A 14,889-nucleotide genomic window follows, 5' to 3' on the forward strand; every position below is an offset into this window, starting at 1 on the left:
TCAGTCGAACTCGCGCTTGGCCCTGGCGCGCGCTGCACCGGCGCGGCCCCGCGCCTTCCACATCGCGACCTGACGCTGGCGCTCGAGTGCGCTCATGGTGTCGCGTCGTGCCTCGCGCAGCAGCTTGTGGTAGTTGCGCAGTCGGTCGTCGTCCACGCCTTCGCGCACCGCGCAACCCGGCTCCTCGCGGTGCGTGCAGTTGCGGAAGCGGCACCGTGGGGCGAGCGCCGCCACGTCGGCGAAGGTCGCCGCCACGCGCGCCTCGTCGGCATCGGGGCGCAAGGCGCGCAGCCCTGGCGTGTCGATCACGCAGGCGCCGCCGGGCAGGCGGAACAGCGATCGCGAGGTGGTGGTGTGCTGACCGCGGCCATCGCTCTCGCGCACCGCACCGGTGTCCTGGCGCGTCTGTCCGAGCAGCGTGTTGGTCAGCGTCGACTTGCCCGCCCCCGACGAGCCGAGCAGCGCCAGCGTGCGCCCCGGCAGCGTGTGCGCGGCCAGGCAGGCCGCCGCCTCCGGGTCGCGCGCGTCCACCGCAACCATCTCCACGCCCGCCGGAAGGCGGCCGCGCAGTTCCTGCATGCGGCAGTACAACGCACGGGCGTCGGGCACGGTGTCGGCCTTGCTGAGCACGATCACCGGCGACACGCCGCTGTCCTGCACCAGCGCCAGGAAGCGCTCCATGCGGCGCGGGTTGAAGTCCTCGTCCAGCCCCATCACGAGCAGGGCGGTGTCGACATTGCTGACCAGCGGGTGACGGCGTCCGTCGGCATCCCGCCGCGCCAGGCGGCTTTGCGGCGGCACGCGCGCATGCACCCAGGGCTGGCCGTGCACATCGCCAGAGGCCAGCACCCAGTCGCCGACCGCCAGCGCGTCCTCGGCCTCGGCCAGCATGCGCGCGAGCCTCGGCAGCACGCGCGCTGCGAACTCGCGTTCGCCGTCGTGCAACTGCACCGTTTCCCGGTGCAGCACGGTGAGCCGCACGAGGCGCAGCGGCACGTCGCCGGTTGCCTCGGCAGCCATTGCCGCGGCCTGGCTGGCCAGTGCCGCGGTGAGTCCCATTGAGCGCAAGCGCTCGAACGTGAAATCGGTCATGGTGATGAATGAACCTGTCTGTCGCCAAGGCGCGCACGAACGCGCCGGCCGGCCCCACGCGACGCGTGGGGAGCGCAACGAACGAACGCGGCCGCGGTGCGCGCGGCTCAGGTCAGGGCTCGAGGAACTCGACGCAGAAGGAAGACCCGAAGCGCATCAGGCGCTGGCCGCAGGGAGGGCAAGATCCATCGTCTTCATGAGGCACCTCCTGGGTTCGGGTCGGTCGGAAGGCCGCGTGCGCAGCCGCTGAGGGCGCGCAGTGTGGCACGCATGGGCAGCAGGGTCAATCGGCGTACGGGGAACTCACCGGCCGCGCGTGGCTTCCCGGACGCTGGCAGGGGTCTTGGCCAGCAAGCCAGCAGACTCTGCATATCATCCGCGCGCGCCCCCCACGGCGACGACCCCAAGGACACTCCGACCATGAAACGCTGGCTGCTCGCTCTCTCTCTCGCCTTCTTCTCGATCTCGATGCTGCCCGAGTTGGCCGAGGCCAGACGCCTGGGCGGTGGCGGCAGCGCCGGCCTGAAGCGCGACATGCCGGCGCGCACCGCGCCCGATGCCGTGCCGGCCAAGCCGGCGCAGAACAGCACGGCGTCGCCGAGCAACGCCGCCGCACCGACCGCGGCGGCCGCGACGGCCAAGCGCTCGTGGATGGGGCCGATCGCCGGCCTGGCCGCTGGCCTGGGCCTGGCGGCGCTGGCCAGCCACCTCGGTCTCGGCGAGGAACTCGCCAGTGTCATGATGATCGCGCTGCTGGCGCTCGTGGCCATCGTCGTCGTGCGCCTGCTGCTGCGCCGCTTCTCTGGCGCCGCGGCGTCACCCGCGGGCATGCGTCTGGCCGGCGCCGGCGCACCGGTGACGAACGACCACGGGGCCTGGCGCGCAGCTGCGGCCGCGCCGATGCCGCCGGCAGGCGCCGTAGAGCATGAGCTTCCCGCCAGCGCGCCGTCCGTGCCGGGTGACTTCGACGCTGCGGGTTTCGCGCGCATCGCGAAGATGATCTTCATTCGCATGCAGGCCGCCAACGACGCCGGCGACCTCAACGACCTGCGCGCCTTCACCACGCCGGAGATGTTCGCCGCGATCCGACTCGACCTGCAGGATCGCCAGGGTGCCGCGCAGCAGACCGACGTGGTGCAGATCGACGCCGAAGTGCTCGACGTGGCGCAGGAGACCGAACGCCAGGTCGTCAGCGTGCGCTTCCATGGCCTGATCCGCGAGGCACGCGAAGCAGGTGCCATGCCCTTCGACGAGGTCTGGCACCTGGTGCGCGCGGCGGATGGCAGCCGCGAGTGGGCCATTGCCGGCATCCAGCAGATGGCCGCGGCGCACTGAGGCCGTGGTGCAGCAGCTGTACATCGTCACCGGTCACTCGCGCGGCCTCGGCGCGGCGATCGCCGCACGGCTGCTGAAGCCCGGCCATGTGGTGATCGGCCTGTCGCGCCGCACCAACGAGGCCCTGGCAATGTCGGCAACGGCCATTGGCTCGACGCTCGACCAATGGAGCGTCGACCTGGCCGAGCCGCTGCCGGTGGCGCAGCGGCTGCGCGAGACGCTCTGCAGCTTCGCGCCGGAGCGCTTCGAGCGCGCCGTGCTGATCAACAATGCCGGCGCCATCAACGCCCCGACGGCACTGCGCGACGCCGAGCTCGGCGCGCTGTCCGCCACGCTGCGCATCGACCTGGAAGCCACGCTGCTGCTGTGTGCGGCCTTCCTGGACGCCACGCGCCACTGGCAGGCCGACCGCCGCGTGTTGAACATCTCCTCGGGGCTCGGCCGGCGCGCGATGGCCAGCAGTGCGGCCTACTGTGCCGCGAAGGCCGGCATGGACCACCTGACGCGCTGCCTCGCGCTGGAGGAGGCGGCGTTGCCCCACGGCGCGCGCGTGCTTTCGCTCGCGCCGGGCGTGATCGACACCGACATGCAGGTGCAGTTGCGCGGCGCCGATGCTGCTGCCTTCCCCGACCGCGAGCGCTTCATCGCCTTGCAGCGCGAGGGCCAGCTCAGCAGCGCCGAGGATGCCGCGGCCCGCGTGCTGGCCTGCCTGGAGCGCGCCGATTTCGGCCAGCAGCCGGTGGGCGACGTGCGCGAGATGGCCTGAAGGCACGCATTCACGAACGCGGCGCCGGTGCGGCGGACTTCTGCGCGAGGCGCGTCGCCTTGTCGGTCACCGGCCGCTTTCCAATCACGGTCACGCGCGGCAACTGCACCACGCGCGGCTCGAGCAGGTTCTCACGCTTGCCCACCACCTCGACAAGCGGCAGCGTGACCACGCGCTGGGCAGGCTCGGCGGCCCGCGGCGCCTGCACGCTGAAGGCAGCGGCCAGCGTGGTGGCGATCATCAGCGCGGGGGTGAGGTAGCGGGTGGCATTCATGGGCGGCTCCTGGTGTCGATGGATGGCAGTATCGGCAGCGCCCGCCGCCGTGGCGAGCCGATTGCGACGCACTGCACCATGGCGGCGACGAACTGCTGCCCGCGCCGACGAAGCGCGGGGGCTTTGCCCGCAGAATGCGCTTCGCCGCCTGCAAGAGGACTCTTCGATGCGACGTCTCGCCCTGCCCGCCCTGGCCCTGCCGATGGCGTTGATGCTCGCCGCTTGCGCCGTCGTGCCGCCCAAGCCGCTCGCACCGCGTCCGGCCGTCGACGCCGCTGCGCCCGCCGTGGTGGTGCCCCGGCCCAATCTCGTCGTGCAGGGCATCCCGGCCGTCCCGGTCGAACTGACGCAGCAGGTGGCGCGCTACACCGACTTTCGCGGCCACCAACTGATCGAGTGGCATCCGACGCGCCGCGAGGTGCTCGTCAGCCACCGCCGCGCCGGCGGCAGCACGCTGCAACTGTTCCGCGTCGCCTCGCCGATGGCCGAGCCCGAGCCGCTGACCGACTTCGGCGAGCCGGTCCGTGTCGCCAGCTGGGAGCCGACGCGTGGCGACTACCTCGTGTTCGCGCGCAGCAACGGCGGCGACGAGGCCGACCAGCTCTATCGGCTCGACCTCGACAGCCGCCAGGTCACCCTGCTCACCGACCCGCGCGAGCGCCACGAGATCGAGGGCTGGCTCAATCGCAGCAGCCGCCTGCTCGTCAGCTCGGTGCCGCTGGACCGCACCGCGCAGGACGGCACGCGCGAGCGGATCCGGCAGACGCTCACGCTGATCGATCCGGCCCGTCCCACGCAGCGGCGCAAGCTGGCCGAGCTGCCGGGCAGCGGCTGGGCCGTGGGGGGCGTGTCCTGGAGTGACAAGCGCATCGCGCTGACGCGCTACCTGTCGGCCACCGAGTCGCAGTTGTGGCTGCTCGATCTCGCCACCGGCAAGCTCAGGCAACTGCTGCCCGCGCCGGGCAGCAAGGAGAAGGCGAGCTTCTTTGCAGGTCCCTTCAAGCGCGACGACAGCGGCATCTGGGTGGTCTCCGACCGTGCGGGGGAGTTCCGGCAGCTTCACCTGTACCACCTCGCCCGCCGCAAGCTGCTGCCGGTATCGGACCGCGTCCCCTGGGACGTGGATCAGATCGCCGCCACGCGCGACGGCCGGCTGCTCGCCGCGCGCGTCAACGTCGACGGCCGCCACGAATTGCGCCTGTTCGATGCGCGCAAGCTGAAGGAACTGCCGGCGCCCTCCCTGCCCGCCGGCAGCGTGCGTTCGGTCGGCATCCACCCGCGCAGCGGCGAACTCGCCGTGGCCCTCGACAGCGCCAAGGGCCCGAGCGAGGTGTTCTCGATCGACGGGGAGAGTGGCCGGGTCGAGCAATGGACGCGCGCGCTCGCCGCACCCGGCGTGGACCCGCAGACCTTCGGTGACCAGCAGATCGTGCGCTGGCCCAGTTTCGACGGCCGCACCATCTCGGGCCTGCTCAACCTGCCGCCCCAGCGCTTCGAAGGACGGCGGCCGGTGCTGATCGAGATCCACGGTGGGCCGGAGGCACAGGCGCGCGTGGGCTTCATGGGCCGCTACAACCACTTCATCGAGGATCTCGGCATCGCCGTCATCCAGCCCAACGTGCGCGGCTCCTCGGGCTACGGCAAGACCTTCCTCGCGCTCGACAACGGTCTGCGGCGCGAGGACGCGGTGAAGGACATCGGCACGCTGCTCGACTGGATCGCCACGCAACCGCGGCTGGACGCGTCGCGCGTCGTGGTCAGCGGCGGCAGCTACGGCGGCTACATGAGCCTGGCGGTGGCAGCCACCTATCCCGAGCGCATCGTCGGCGCGATCGACGTGGTCGGCATCTCCAACTTCGTGACCTTCCTGCGCAACACCGAGAGCTACCGGCGCGACCTGCGCCGCGTCGAGTACGGCGACGAGCGCGACGCGGCGATGCGCGAATTCCTCGAGCGCATCTCGCCGACGACCAGCGCGCCGAAGATCATCAAGCCGCTGTTCGTCGTGCAGGGCCGCAACGACCCGCGCGTGCCCTACACGGAGGCCGAGCAGATCGTCGACAAGGTGCGCGCCAACGGCACCTCGGTGTGGTACCTGCGCGCCGACGACGAAGGACACGGCTTCCAGCGCAAGGAGAACGCCGACTTCCAGTTCTGGGCGACGACGCTCTTCCTGCGCCAGACCTTGCTCAGGTAGCCGTGGCTGGCGCTTGCGCGCCGTGCGTTCGCCGGCTCATTCCTCGTGCATGTGCCTGGGGAAGAAGCTCAGGCGGCTCACGCCCTTGCCCAGCGGGGGGTGTGGCACCGCATCAACCCGCAGGGACCTCAGCGCGTCGGCTGAGGGTCCTGGAAACCATGGGCGCGGAAGGTCAGCACCAACGTGTCGCGGTGGCCGCCCGGCGCCGACGGCTGGATCGGCGTGGTCTCGTGGATCACGCGCTCGTCGTCGAGCAGCAGCGTGGTCCACGGCTGCGTCAGCGTGAAGCGCAGGCCCGACGGCCCCTCGGCCTCGAACACGCGCGACTCGCCGCCTTTCACGCCTTCGCGCGCGACGAGAATCACGGCGACGAAGTCCACACCGTCGCGGTGCGCGCCTTCCGGCGTGGGCCGGCCGATGCCGCCCTCGGTGTCGATGCGGAACTGGTGCGCCTCCACGTACCAGGGCTGGGCGTCCTTTTGCGCGGAGCAGACGGCGGCGAGGGCGACGAGCAGCTTCTTCCACGCCGGGTCGGCCACCAGCGCCGTCTCCAGCGGTTCGAACCAGCGCTCCAGCCCGCCGTGCAGCGCGTTGTACGACTCCGGCTGCCAGTGCGCGCGGTGGGCGACCTGCCGCAGGTCTTCGCCGCTGGCGACGAAGCTGCCATGGCGGCGCCGGCGATAGCGCCCGCCGTCGCGCAGGTAGGCATCGGGCGGCAGGCGGTCCCAGCTGGGCATCCAGGCCTCCAGCGCCGGCAGTTCGAGCGCGGCGAGTTCGGCGAGTCCGGCGGGCGCCAGCGTGGCATGCCCCTGTCGGCGCAGCGTGTCGACCAGAGCGGCAGGCGGTGTGATCGGCGGGGAGAGCAGCTGGGTCATCCGTGAATCATGCCTGCAACGCGCGCGCACGTGCCGTGCCGTGCCCGCGCCGGCCTTCGAAGCGCGCCAGCGATGCGCAGTTCCATGCGCGGGACGGCCACGCAACGTCTTTCACCCGGCGTTACGCCCCACGACATTACTTCACGCTTGGACAGCATCACGTTCACCGCTTCGCGGCAAAGTGCACATGCCGCGGGCAGGACACGCCCCGGCATTCACTCAGAAACGGAGTCTCTCCATGAAGAAGATCGTCCACGCTCTCCTGTGTGCTTCCCTGCTCGGCGCAGCCGCCGCGCATGCCGAGGGCCTGTCCGTCGGCGGCAGTCTCGCCAGCTCGCGCTGGAAGGGCGACGACATCGGCGGCCTGTCCACCGACAAGTCGGCCACCGGCGGCAAGATCTACGGCGGCTATGGCTTCACGCCGAACTTCGGCCTCGAGGCAGGGTATGCCACGCTGGGCAAGTTCGAGAGTGCGGCCGGCAGCGTCAAGGCCGACGGCTTCTTTGCCGACGCGGTGGGGACCTTGCCGCTGGGCAACGGCTTCTCGGCGCTCGGTCGCGTCGGCTTGTTCAACGGCAAGCTCGACAGCAGCCTCGCCGGCGACGACCGCGGCACGAGCTACAAGGTCGGCGCCGGACTGCAGTACGACTTCGACCCGCGCCTGGCCCTGCGCGGCGAGTGGGAACGCTACCGCTTCGACGCGCTGGGTGCCAAGAGCAACACCGACCTGTACTCGGTGGGCCTGAACTACAAGTTCTAAGCCACCGTGCCGTAGCGCTCGCGTGCCAGGGCCGCCCCACGCGCGAGCGCTTCGAGCTTCTTCATCGCCACCTCGCGGCTCATCGGCGCGAGCCCGCAGTTCGTGCAGGGGAACAACCGCTCCTTCGGCACGAACTGGAGCGCGCGTCCGATCGTGTCGGCCACCTGTTCCGGCGTCTCGACCTCGTCCGAGGCCACGTCGATCACGCCGACCATGACGTCCTTGCCGGCCAGCAGCGCCATCAGCTCGGGCGGCACGTGCGAGTGGTAGCACTCGAGGGAGACCTGGTCGATGCGGCTCCTGGCGAGTGCCGGGAACACCTGCTCGTACTGGCGCCACTCGTCGCCCAGCGTGTGCTTCCAGTCGACGTTGGCCTGGATGCCGTAGCCGTAGCAGATGTGCACCGCGGTCTTGCACGTCAACCCCTGCGCCGCGCGCTCGAGCGCGGCCACGCCCCACTCGGCCGCCTCCTTCATGTAGACGTTGAAGGCCGGCTCGTCGAACTGGATGATGTCCACGCCGTCGGCTTCCAGGGCGAGTGCTTCCTGGTTGAGCAGTTCGGCGAACGCGAAGGCAAGCTTGACCCGGTCGCCGTAGTAGCGATCGGCCACCGTGTCGACGATGGTCATCGGTCCAGGCAGGGTGAACTTCAGCTTGTGCTTGGTGTGCGCCCGCGCGACGCGCGCTTCCATCGCATGCACGCGCCCGGTCAGCCGCAGCGGCGCCACCACTTGCGGCACCATCGCGTCGTAGCGGTTGTTGCGGATGCCCATCTTCACCTTGTGCTCGAAGTCGATGCCCTCGACACGCTCGACGAAGCCGTGCACGAAGTGCTGGCGCGCCTGCTCGCCGTCGCCGACGATGTCCAGGCCGGCGTCTTCCTGCTCCTTGATGGCCAGCAACGTGGCGTCGCGCTTGGCCGCGTCGAGTTCGGGACCGCTGGCGCGCCACTGCGGCCAGAGCTTCTCGGTCTCGGCCAGCCAGGCCGGCTTGGGCAGGCTGCCCGCGATGCAGGTGTCGAACATGGTCGGAGCCTCGGTGAGTTCAGTCGGCGATGGTGGCCCATTCAGGGCAACGGTGCATCCGGATCGGCCATGACACGAACGCGCGCGCCGGTCACCGCCACCACCTGGCCCGCGCGGACCTTGCAGGTCCGGCGCAGTTCGTCGCGGCCGTCGACCTGCACCAGGCCGTCGGTCACCATGGCCTTGGCCGCGCCGCCGCTGCCGGCCAGACCGGTGGCCTTGAGCAGGGCGTCCAGCGTGATGTACTCGCCACGCAACGGGAACTCGATGTGCCGCATCAGGCCGCCTGCGCCTCGAGCCCGAACTCCCGCGCCAGCAGCGCGTACGAACGACGGCGCACCTCGGTACGGAAGGCCCAGGTGTTGATCACCAGCTCGTCGAGCTCGAGCGCTGCGGCCAGGGCGCGAAGGCGCGTGGCCACCTCCGGCGCCGCGCCGACGAAGGCCTTCGCGCGCATCGACTCGAGCGTCCCAGCATCCTCGGTGCGAAAGCCGCGCTCGGCGATCCGGTCGGGGTCCTGCAGGGGCCCCAGCTCGCCGCGCGCCCGCGCCAGGCGCCAGTGCTCGCGGCTCAGCGCGTGGTGGCGCGCGTCATCGCCGCGCTCGGCGGCCAGCGCCCAGACGCACACCGTCGCCTGCGGGCGCGGATGCCGCTCGCTCGGCCGGTACAGGCTGCGGTAGAGCTCGAGGGCTCGCTCGACGCCCTGCCCGTCCATGAAGAAGTAGGCGAAGGCATAGGGCAGCCCAAAGTGAGCGGCAAGCTGTGCACCGTAGTCGGAGCTGCCGAGGATCCACAGTTCCGGCGCATGAGCGCCCTGCGGATGCACCGCCAGCCCGCGGTGCGTGGACATCGAGGTCCAGGCCCGCAGGTCGCGCACCTGCTCCGGGAAATATTCCGCGGCGGCATGAGCATTCGGGTTGAGCGCCTGGGCGATGCGCATGTCGCCGCCCGGCGCGCGACCCACGCCGAGGTCGATGCGTCCGGGCGCCAGCGCCTCGAGCACACGGAACTGCTCGGCCACCTTCAGCGCGCTGTAGTGCGGCAGCATGACGCCGGCGCTGCCGATGCGGATGCGGCGTGTGCGCACCGCCACCGCGGCCATCAGCACCTCGGGCGCCGAGCCGACGATGGTGGGCAGACCATGGTGTTCGCTCAGCCAGAAGCGCGCGTAGCCGAGCGCTTCGGCGTGCTCGGCGAGCGACAGCGTGTCGCGGATGGCGGCGTCCTCGCCCTGGCCTTGCAGGGCGATGGACTGGTCGAGAACGGACAGTTTCAATGGCATGCGCGACGGACAGCTCGGTAAGTCCCCGAGCTTGTCACATCGGCCGCCACCCTGCAGCGCAGGCGGCGATCAGTCGTCGCGGCCGTGCTTGCCGTGGCCGCGGCCGTGGCCCTTGCCCTTGCGCGGCTCGAACTCGTCCGACTTCACGAAGTACACCGGGCGCGCGCAGGCGTCGTAGCGGTAACAGTGCTTGGACCAGTTCTTCGCGTGGCCCGGCGGCACGTGCAGGTAGACGGGTTGCATGACCACCCGCTGCGGCTGCTGCACGACCACCACGGGCTGCGGGTAGACCACCGGCGGCGGCGGCGCGTTGCCGAAGTCCACACGGCCGTACACGCCGGGGCTGATCTCGCCGCCCACGCTGATGTGGATGGCGGGTTCGCCGGCGGCAGCGTGCAGGCTGGCGAGCGACAGGGTGGCCGCAGTGGCGAGAGTGCGAAGCAACATGTTCAGCGATCCTTGGAGAGTGCGGTGGGACGGTCCCGTCCGGCAATGCACGAGCATCCCACGGCGAGCACCTCCGTGGCGGTGAGCGAATGTGTCACTGGCCCATCCACGTGCATGCGATGGCCGCCCACGTGCAACAGATCACGAACCGGCAGCGCGCCATGCCGGCCCTCGTGTACATTACGGTCCACAGTTCTACGCAAGTTCCCGCTCGTTCGTGATCTCCATCCTTCCCACCGTGCCCTGCACGGTCGGCATCGCTAGAAATCCCCGTCTGGTTGCTTGAGTGTGCTGCGTGCGCCGGCACTGCGGCGCTTTGTTGTTCTCTTTGATTGATAGATAGGATCCGTCCATGACGACCCAAACCGGTACCGTGAAGTGGTTCAACGAAGCCAAGGGCTATGGCTTCATTGCGCAAGACGCCGGCGGTGCCGACCTCTTCGCCCACTTCCGTGACATCCAGGGCAACGGCTTCAAGACGCTGCAGGAAAACCAGCGCGTCGAGTTCGAAGTCAAGCAAGGCCAGAAGGGCCTGCAAGCGGCCAACATCCGCCCGCTGTGATGTGAACGCAGGGCCTCGTGCCCGCGTGGAGAAGCCGCGGCTCGGTCCGCGGCTTTTTTTTCGCCCGCGCGGCGCATGGCTCGTCACCCAGGCGACGCCATGGTCCGGGCCAGACGCCTAACATGCGCGCTCCTCGACAGGAGTACGTCATGCAAGAAGTCGCCCACGCCGTGAACCGCCAGATTCGCCTCGCCGCACGGCCGGTGGGCCTGCCCAGGGACGCCGACTGGCAATTCACCGACGAGCCGGTTTCCCTGCCGGCCGACGGCGGCGTGCTGGTGCGCACGCTCTACCTCTCGCTCGACCCCGCCATGCGCGGCTGGATGAACGAGGGAAAGAGCTACATCCCGCCGGTGGGACTCGGCGAGGTGATGCGAGCCGGCGGCATCGGCGTGGTGGTGGCGTCGAAGAATCCAGCCTTCGCCGTCGGCGACCGCGTCAGCGCCAGCCTGGGCGTGCAGGCGTATTGCCTGATTCCGGCCGAGCAGGTTCAGCGCAGCGGCCTGACGAGAATCGACCCGCGCCTGGGCAGCGACACACAATGGCTCAACGTGCTGGGCATGCCCGGCATGACCGGCTATTTCGGCCTGATGGACGTCGGCCAGCCGCAGGCCGGCGAAACGCTGGTGGTCTCCGGCGCCGCCGGCGCGGTCGGCCAGACGGTGGGCCAGCTCGGCAAGATCAAGGGTTGCCGCGTCGTCGGCATCGCTGGCGGATCGGACAAGTGCCGATGGGTGGTCGACGAGCTCGGCTTCGACGCCTGCATCGACTACAAAGCTCCCGCGCCCGCGGGCGCGGCCCGTTGGGATCCGGTGCGCGACGGCCTCAAGCAGCACTGCCCCCACGGCGTGGACATCTACTTCGACAACGTCGGCGGCGACATCCTCGACACCGTACTGACGCGCATCAACCGCAAGGCGCGCATCGTCATCTGCGGAGCGATCAGCCAGTACAACAACACCACCGCCGTGCAGGGCCCGAAGAACTACCTCTCGCTGCTTGTCAACCGTGCCAGGATGGAAGGCATGGTCGTGTTCGACTATGCCGACCGCTACCACCTTGCCGTTGCGGAGCTGGCCGGCTACCTGAAGGCCGGCCGCATGACGAGCAGAGAGGACGTGGTCGAGGGGCTGGAGAACTTTCCGACTGCCCTGCTGCGACTGTTCAGCGGCCAGAATTTCGGCAAGCTGGTGCTGAAGGTAGCCTCCGAGTAGGACGGATTCCGCGCTCGACCCCGTCGTCCGGCCCGGGCGCCGCACGCCTCGCGGCTAGACTCGCGCGGTGGACAAAGGCAGCTCAGAAGAGCCCGCGCCTCAGGTGCTCGCCGCCTGGGCGGAACTGTCCCGGGAACTGCTCGCGCTGAGCGACGCACAGGGCCGGGTGCTGTGGTGCAACAAGGGCTACCGGAGCCGCTTCGGTGACCGCCTGCCGGCGGGTCTCGAAGCAGGCAGCGCGCTTCAAGACGGCAACGGCGCCGTCGAGATCCATGTGCGCGAGGCTGTGTTCGAGACCCGTGCGTGCCGCACCGCAGACGGCATCGTCTGGGTGTTCGAAGATGTCACGGCACAGCGCGCCGTCGCCGCCGAAGCCCGGCACCTGCGCGAGATGCTCGACAGCGCGCAGGAGTTCGGCCGCGTCGGCGTGTGGGAGCGTGATGTGCGCAGCGGCACCGGGCGCTGGGACCGCCAGGTCTTCGAGTTCTGGGGGCTGGATCCCCAAGGGCCGACGCCGACATACGAAGACGCGATGAGCAGGGTCCACCCGGACGACCGCGTGCTCCTGCCGCGTGACGACCTGCTCACGCAGTTGGGACGGCACTCGCAGCGCTTCCGCATCCTGCGGCCCGACGGCGGCGTGCGCTGGGTGCACTCGCAGTGGGAAGTGAAGGCCGACCCCGACGGCCGGGCGTCGCGCGCCGTCGGCGTGATGATGGATGACACCGAGGTTTACGAGCTGGCCCGCTCGCTGGGTGACGCCAGTGCGCAGCTCAAGCTGGCCGTCGAACTGGCGGACATCGCCATCTGGCGCCACGACCTGCGCAGAAACCGCATGTACTACAACGACCGCGCCTTCGCGGTGCTGGGCATCGCGCCGCGGCAGGAGGGTCTGTCGCTCGACGAGGTACGCGCCCTCATCCACCCGGACGACCTGCCCGGCGTGCTGGAGTCCGCCCGCCGCGCGCTGGAGACGGACCGCCCTACCGACATGCAGGCGCGCTACCGTCGCAACGATGGCAGCTGGCGCCATGTTCTCACCCGCCGGGTGGTGCAGCGCGCCACCGACGGCACGCCGTTGGCCTTTCTCGGCGTCGCGCTCGACGTCACCGAGCAGTTCGAGCGCCGGCGCGAGGCCAGCGAGCTGGCCATGCGCCTGGAGATCGCCACCAGCGCATCCGGCATCGGCATCTGGAGCCGCGATCCGCAGACCGAAAGGGGCGAGTGGAACGAGCAGATGTTCGTGCTCAACGGGCTGTCTCCGGATCAGGGCGCACCGAACCGCTCCCGTTGGATCGAGCAGATCATCCACCCGGACGACCGTCCGAGGATGCGCGAGGCGCACGACGAACTGATGCAGGCGCCGGACGCCGCCGTCGAGCACGAGTACCGCATCGTGCGCCCGGACGGCGAGGTGCGCTGGCTCGTCAACCGCGCGCGGCGCGTGCCCTGGCAAGGCCGCACGATGATCTTCGGCGTGACGATCGACGTGACCGAGCGCCGCCTCGCCGAGCAGGCCCTGCGCAGTGTCGACCAGCGCGCCGCGCTGGCCGCTCGCAGCGCTGGCATCGGCACCTGGGAGATGGACTTCGCCACTGGCGCCGAGCGCTGGGACGAGCAGATGTTCCGCCTGCGCGGCCTCGAGCCGCGACCGCATCCGCCGAACCGGACCGAACGGCTCGCCCTCGTCCATCCCGAGGACCGCACACGCACCGCCGACGCCCGCCCCGACACCATGCACGACCGCTGGCCGCTGCGCTACGAGTTCCGTGTGCTGCTGCCGGACGGCAGCGTGCGCTGGCTGGCCTCGCGCTCGATCGCCGTCGCCGACGAACAGGGCCGCACGCTGCGCCGCATCGGCGTCAACTGGGACGTGACCGACGCCAAGGAAGCCGAAGCCGCGCGCCAGGCGACGGCGGTGGCCGAGCGCGCCAGCCAGGCGAAGTCCCAGTTCCTCGCGCGCATGAGCCATGAACTGCGCACGCCGCTGAACGCGGTGCTCGGCTTCACCCAGCTGCTGCAGCTGGAGGACGCGGACCCCGGCCGCAGCGCGAAGCTCGGGCACATCCGCGCCGCCGGCGAGCATCTGCTGTCACTCATCGACGGCGTGCTCGATCTGTCTCGGCTCGAGGCCGGCAATCTGCGCCTCGACCCGCAGCCGTTGTCGCTGGCCTCGCTGGTCGAGCAGGCCGTGCCGCTGGTCGCCGCCCTGGCGCAGCGCCAGGGCGTGCGGCTGCTGTGCAGCGAATGTGGCGGCGTGGCGTCGGCCGACCGCACGCGCGCGCTTCAGGTGCTGGTGAACCTGCTGACCAACGCGATCAAGTACAACCGGCCCGGTGGCGAGGTGCGCGTGTCGACGCGGGAAGACGGCGGCATGGTCGTGCTCAGCGTCGAAGACAGCGGGCGAGGCATGAGCACCGTGCAGTTGGAGCGCCTGTTCGAGCCTTTCAACCGACTGGGCGCCGAGCGCGACGGCATCGAGGGCACCGGCATCGGGCTGACCATCGTGCGCGCCCTGGTCGCGGGCATGGGTGGGCAGGTGCAGGTGCACAGCCAGCCCGGCGTGGGCAGCCGCTTCGACGTGAGCCTGCCGCGCGCGGCCGCGCCGGCGCACACCGAGCCCGTCGGCGATGCCGTGCCGTCCGCGCCCGCGCCGTTGCCGGCCGCACGCGGCCAGCTGCTCTACATCGAGGACAACCCGGTCAACGTGCTGCTCGTCGAGGAGCTGGTGCACGGCCTGTCGGGCCTGCAGGTCGCCAGCGAGGCCACCGGTGCGGCCGGCGTGGCGCGCGCCGCGTTGCTGCGGCCCGACCTCGTGCTGATCGACATGCAGTTGCCCGACTTCGATGGCTTCGAGGTGCTGCGCCGGCTGCGCGCACAGCCCGACACGGCCGGCATTCCGTGCATCGCGCTGTCGGCCAACGCCATGCCGCAGGACATCGAACTCGCCCTGCGCGCCGGCTTCGACGACTACTGGACCAAGCCGATCGACTTCCGCGCCTTCCTCGGTGCGCTCGCGCAGCGCTTTCCTGCCGGCTCGGTCGACGCCAGCCGCTGAGG

14 protein-coding genes are annotated in these 14,889 nt (G+C 70.5%); 7 read left to right on the forward strand and 7 right to left on the reverse strand.

All coding sequences use genetic code 11. The features are described 5' to 3' along the window. Complete coding sequence (gene rsgA, locus Q0599_RS13770; protein WP_298830289.1) at positions 1-1,092, reverse strand: ribosome small subunit-dependent GTPase A; 1,092 nt, start codon at positions 1,090-1,092, stop codon at positions 1-3. Between the two features lie 420 nt (positions 1,093-1,512). On the opposite strand from rsgA, the gene Q0599_RS13775 reads away from it, so the two are divergent. Both Q0599_RS13775 and Q0599_RS13780 read left to right on the forward strand, forming a co-directional pair. Beyond that, positions 1,513-2,427, forward strand: a complete 915-nt coding sequence (locus tag Q0599_RS13775) for a TIM44-like domain-containing protein (RefSeq protein WP_298830291.1) — start codon at positions 1,513-1,515, stop codon at positions 2,425-2,427. Between the two features lie 4 nt (positions 2,428-2,431). Continuing rightward, positions 2,432-3,193 (forward strand): SDR family NAD(P)-dependent oxidoreductase, encoded by a 762-nt coding sequence (locus Q0599_RS13780; RefSeq protein ID WP_298830293.1) that lies wholly within the window; start codon positions 2,432-2,434, stop codon positions 3,191-3,193. Between the two features lie 10 nt (positions 3,194-3,203). Here Q0599_RS13780 and Q0599_RS13785 read toward each other — a convergent pair whose 3' ends face one another. Then, positions 3,204-3,467 carry a hypothetical protein gene (locus tag Q0599_RS13785; RefSeq protein ID WP_298830296.1) on the reverse strand — a complete coding sequence of 88 codons (264 nt, stop codon included), beginning with the start codon at positions 3,465-3,467 and terminating at the stop codon, positions 3,204-3,206. Positions 3,468-3,633: 166 nt separating this feature from the next. On the opposite strand from Q0599_RS13785, the gene Q0599_RS13790 reads away from it, so the two are divergent. Beyond that, entirely contained in the window at positions 3,634-5,664 is a 2,031-nt protein-coding gene (locus tag Q0599_RS13790) for a prolyl oligopeptidase family serine peptidase (RefSeq protein ID WP_298830298.1), read from the forward strand. A gap of 128 nt (positions 5,665-5,792) precedes the next feature. Here Q0599_RS13790 and Q0599_RS13795 read toward each other — a convergent pair whose 3' ends face one another. Continuing rightward, entirely contained in the window at positions 5,793-6,539 is a 747-nt protein-coding gene (locus Q0599_RS13795) for a 2OG-Fe dioxygenase family protein (RefSeq protein ID WP_298830299.1), read from the reverse strand. 238 nt (positions 6,540-6,777) lie between these two features. Here Q0599_RS13795 and Q0599_RS13800 point away from each other — a divergent pair, with 238 nt between their 5' ends. After that, complete coding sequence (locus tag Q0599_RS13800) at positions 6,778-7,299, forward strand: porin family protein (RefSeq protein WP_298830300.1); 522 nt, start codon at positions 6,778-6,780, stop codon at positions 7,297-7,299. Here the strand turns inward: Q0599_RS13800 and Q0599_RS13805 are convergent. From Q0599_RS13805 to Q0599_RS13820, 4 genes are all read right to left on the reverse strand, one after another. Next, positions 7,296-8,324 (reverse strand): methionine synthase, encoded by a 1,029-nt coding sequence (locus tag Q0599_RS13805; protein ID WP_298830302.1) that lies wholly within the window; start codon positions 8,322-8,324, stop codon positions 7,296-7,298. The two genes, Q0599_RS13800 and Q0599_RS13805, sit on opposite strands and share 4 nt — an antisense overlap. A gap of 41 nt (positions 8,325-8,365) precedes the next feature. Next, positions 8,366-8,602: an RNA-binding S4 domain-containing protein gene (locus Q0599_RS13810; RefSeq protein ID WP_298830303.1), complete on the reverse strand. Its 237-nt coding sequence runs from the start codon at positions 8,600-8,602 to the stop codon at positions 8,366-8,368. Further along, complete coding sequence (locus Q0599_RS13815; RefSeq protein WP_298830467.1) at positions 8,602-9,600, reverse strand: LLM class flavin-dependent oxidoreductase; 999 nt, start codon at positions 9,598-9,600, stop codon at positions 8,602-8,604. Before Q0599_RS13815 ends, Q0599_RS13810 begins: the two co-directional genes overlap by 1 nt. Positions 9,601-9,675: 75 nt before the next feature. Beyond that, a complete protein-coding gene (locus tag Q0599_RS13820) occupies positions 9,676-10,053 on the reverse strand; it encodes a hypothetical protein (protein WP_298830304.1) in 378 nt (125 codons plus the stop codon). A gap of 352 nt (positions 10,054-10,405) precedes the next feature. Here Q0599_RS13820 and Q0599_RS13825 point away from each other — a divergent pair, with 352 nt between their 5' ends. The 3 genes from Q0599_RS13825 to Q0599_RS13835 all read left to right on the forward strand — a co-directional run bounded on the left by Q0599_RS13825 (position 10,406) and on the right by Q0599_RS13835 (position 14,887). After that, positions 10,406-10,615 (forward strand): cold-shock protein, encoded by a 210-nt coding sequence (locus tag Q0599_RS13825; RefSeq protein WP_298830305.1) that lies wholly within the window; start codon positions 10,406-10,408, stop codon positions 10,613-10,615. 149 nt (positions 10,616-10,764) lie between these two features. Beyond that, the gene (locus Q0599_RS13830; RefSeq protein ID WP_298830307.1) at positions 10,765-11,829 is read left to right on the forward strand and encodes an NADP-dependent oxidoreductase; all 1,065 of its coding nucleotides are present in this window, start codon (positions 10,765-10,767) and stop codon (positions 11,827-11,829) included. 67 nt (positions 11,830-11,896) lie between these two features. After that, positions 11,897-14,887 (forward strand): PAS domain-containing protein, encoded by a 2,991-nt coding sequence (locus tag Q0599_RS13835; protein WP_298830309.1) that lies wholly within the window; start codon positions 11,897-11,899, stop codon positions 14,885-14,887. Positions 14,888-14,889: the final 2 nt, after the last annotated feature.

Origin of the sequence: uncultured Piscinibacter sp., from assembly GCF_937952055.1 — a bacterium.
Taxonomy (GTDB): domain Bacteria; phylum Pseudomonadota; class Gammaproteobacteria; order Burkholderiales; family Burkholderiaceae_C; genus Piscinibacter.

What these genes read in the sequence shown, in the direction of transcription:
- Q0599_RS13785 (WP_298830296.1), bottom strand. Translation starts at nt 3,467, where the DNA reads ATGAATGCCACCCGCTACCTCACCCCCGCGCTGATGATCGCCACCACG.
- Q0599_RS13830 (WP_298830307.1), top strand. Translation starts at nt 10,765, where the DNA reads ATGCAAGAAGTCGCCCACGCCGTGAACCGCCAGATTCGCCTCGCCGCA.
- Q0599_RS13795 (WP_298830299.1), bottom strand. Translation starts at nt 6,539, where the DNA reads ATGACCCAGCTGCTCTCCCCGCCGATCACACCGCCTGCCGCTCTGGTC.
- Q0599_RS13800 (WP_298830300.1), top strand. Translation starts at nt 6,778, where the DNA reads ATGAAGAAGATCGTCCACGCTCTCCTGTGTGCTTCCCTGCTCGGCGCA.
- Q0599_RS13825 (WP_298830305.1), top strand. Translation starts at nt 10,406, where the DNA reads ATGACGACCCAAACCGGTACCGTGAAGTGGTTCAACGAAGCCAAGGGC.
- Q0599_RS13810 (WP_298830303.1), bottom strand. Translation starts at nt 8,602, where the DNA reads ATGCGGCACATCGAGTTCCCGTTGCGTGGCGAGTACATCACGCTGGAC.
- rsgA (WP_298830289.1), bottom strand. Translation starts at nt 1,092, where the DNA reads ATGACCGATTTCACGTTCGAGCGCTTGCGCTCAATGGGACTCACCGCG.
- Q0599_RS13790 (WP_298830298.1), top strand. Translation starts at nt 3,634, where the DNA reads ATGCGACGTCTCGCCCTGCCCGCCCTGGCCCTGCCGATGGCGTTGATG.
- Q0599_RS13805 (WP_298830302.1), bottom strand. Translation starts at nt 8,324, where the DNA reads ATGTTCGACACCTGCATCGCGGGCAGCCTGCCCAAGCCGGCCTGGCTG.
- Q0599_RS13820 (WP_298830304.1), bottom strand. Translation starts at nt 10,053, where the DNA reads ATGTTGCTTCGCACTCTCGCCACTGCGGCCACCCTGTCGCTCGCCAGC.
- Q0599_RS13775 (WP_298830291.1), top strand. Translation starts at nt 1,513, where the DNA reads ATGAAACGCTGGCTGCTCGCTCTCTCTCTCGCCTTCTTCTCGATCTCG.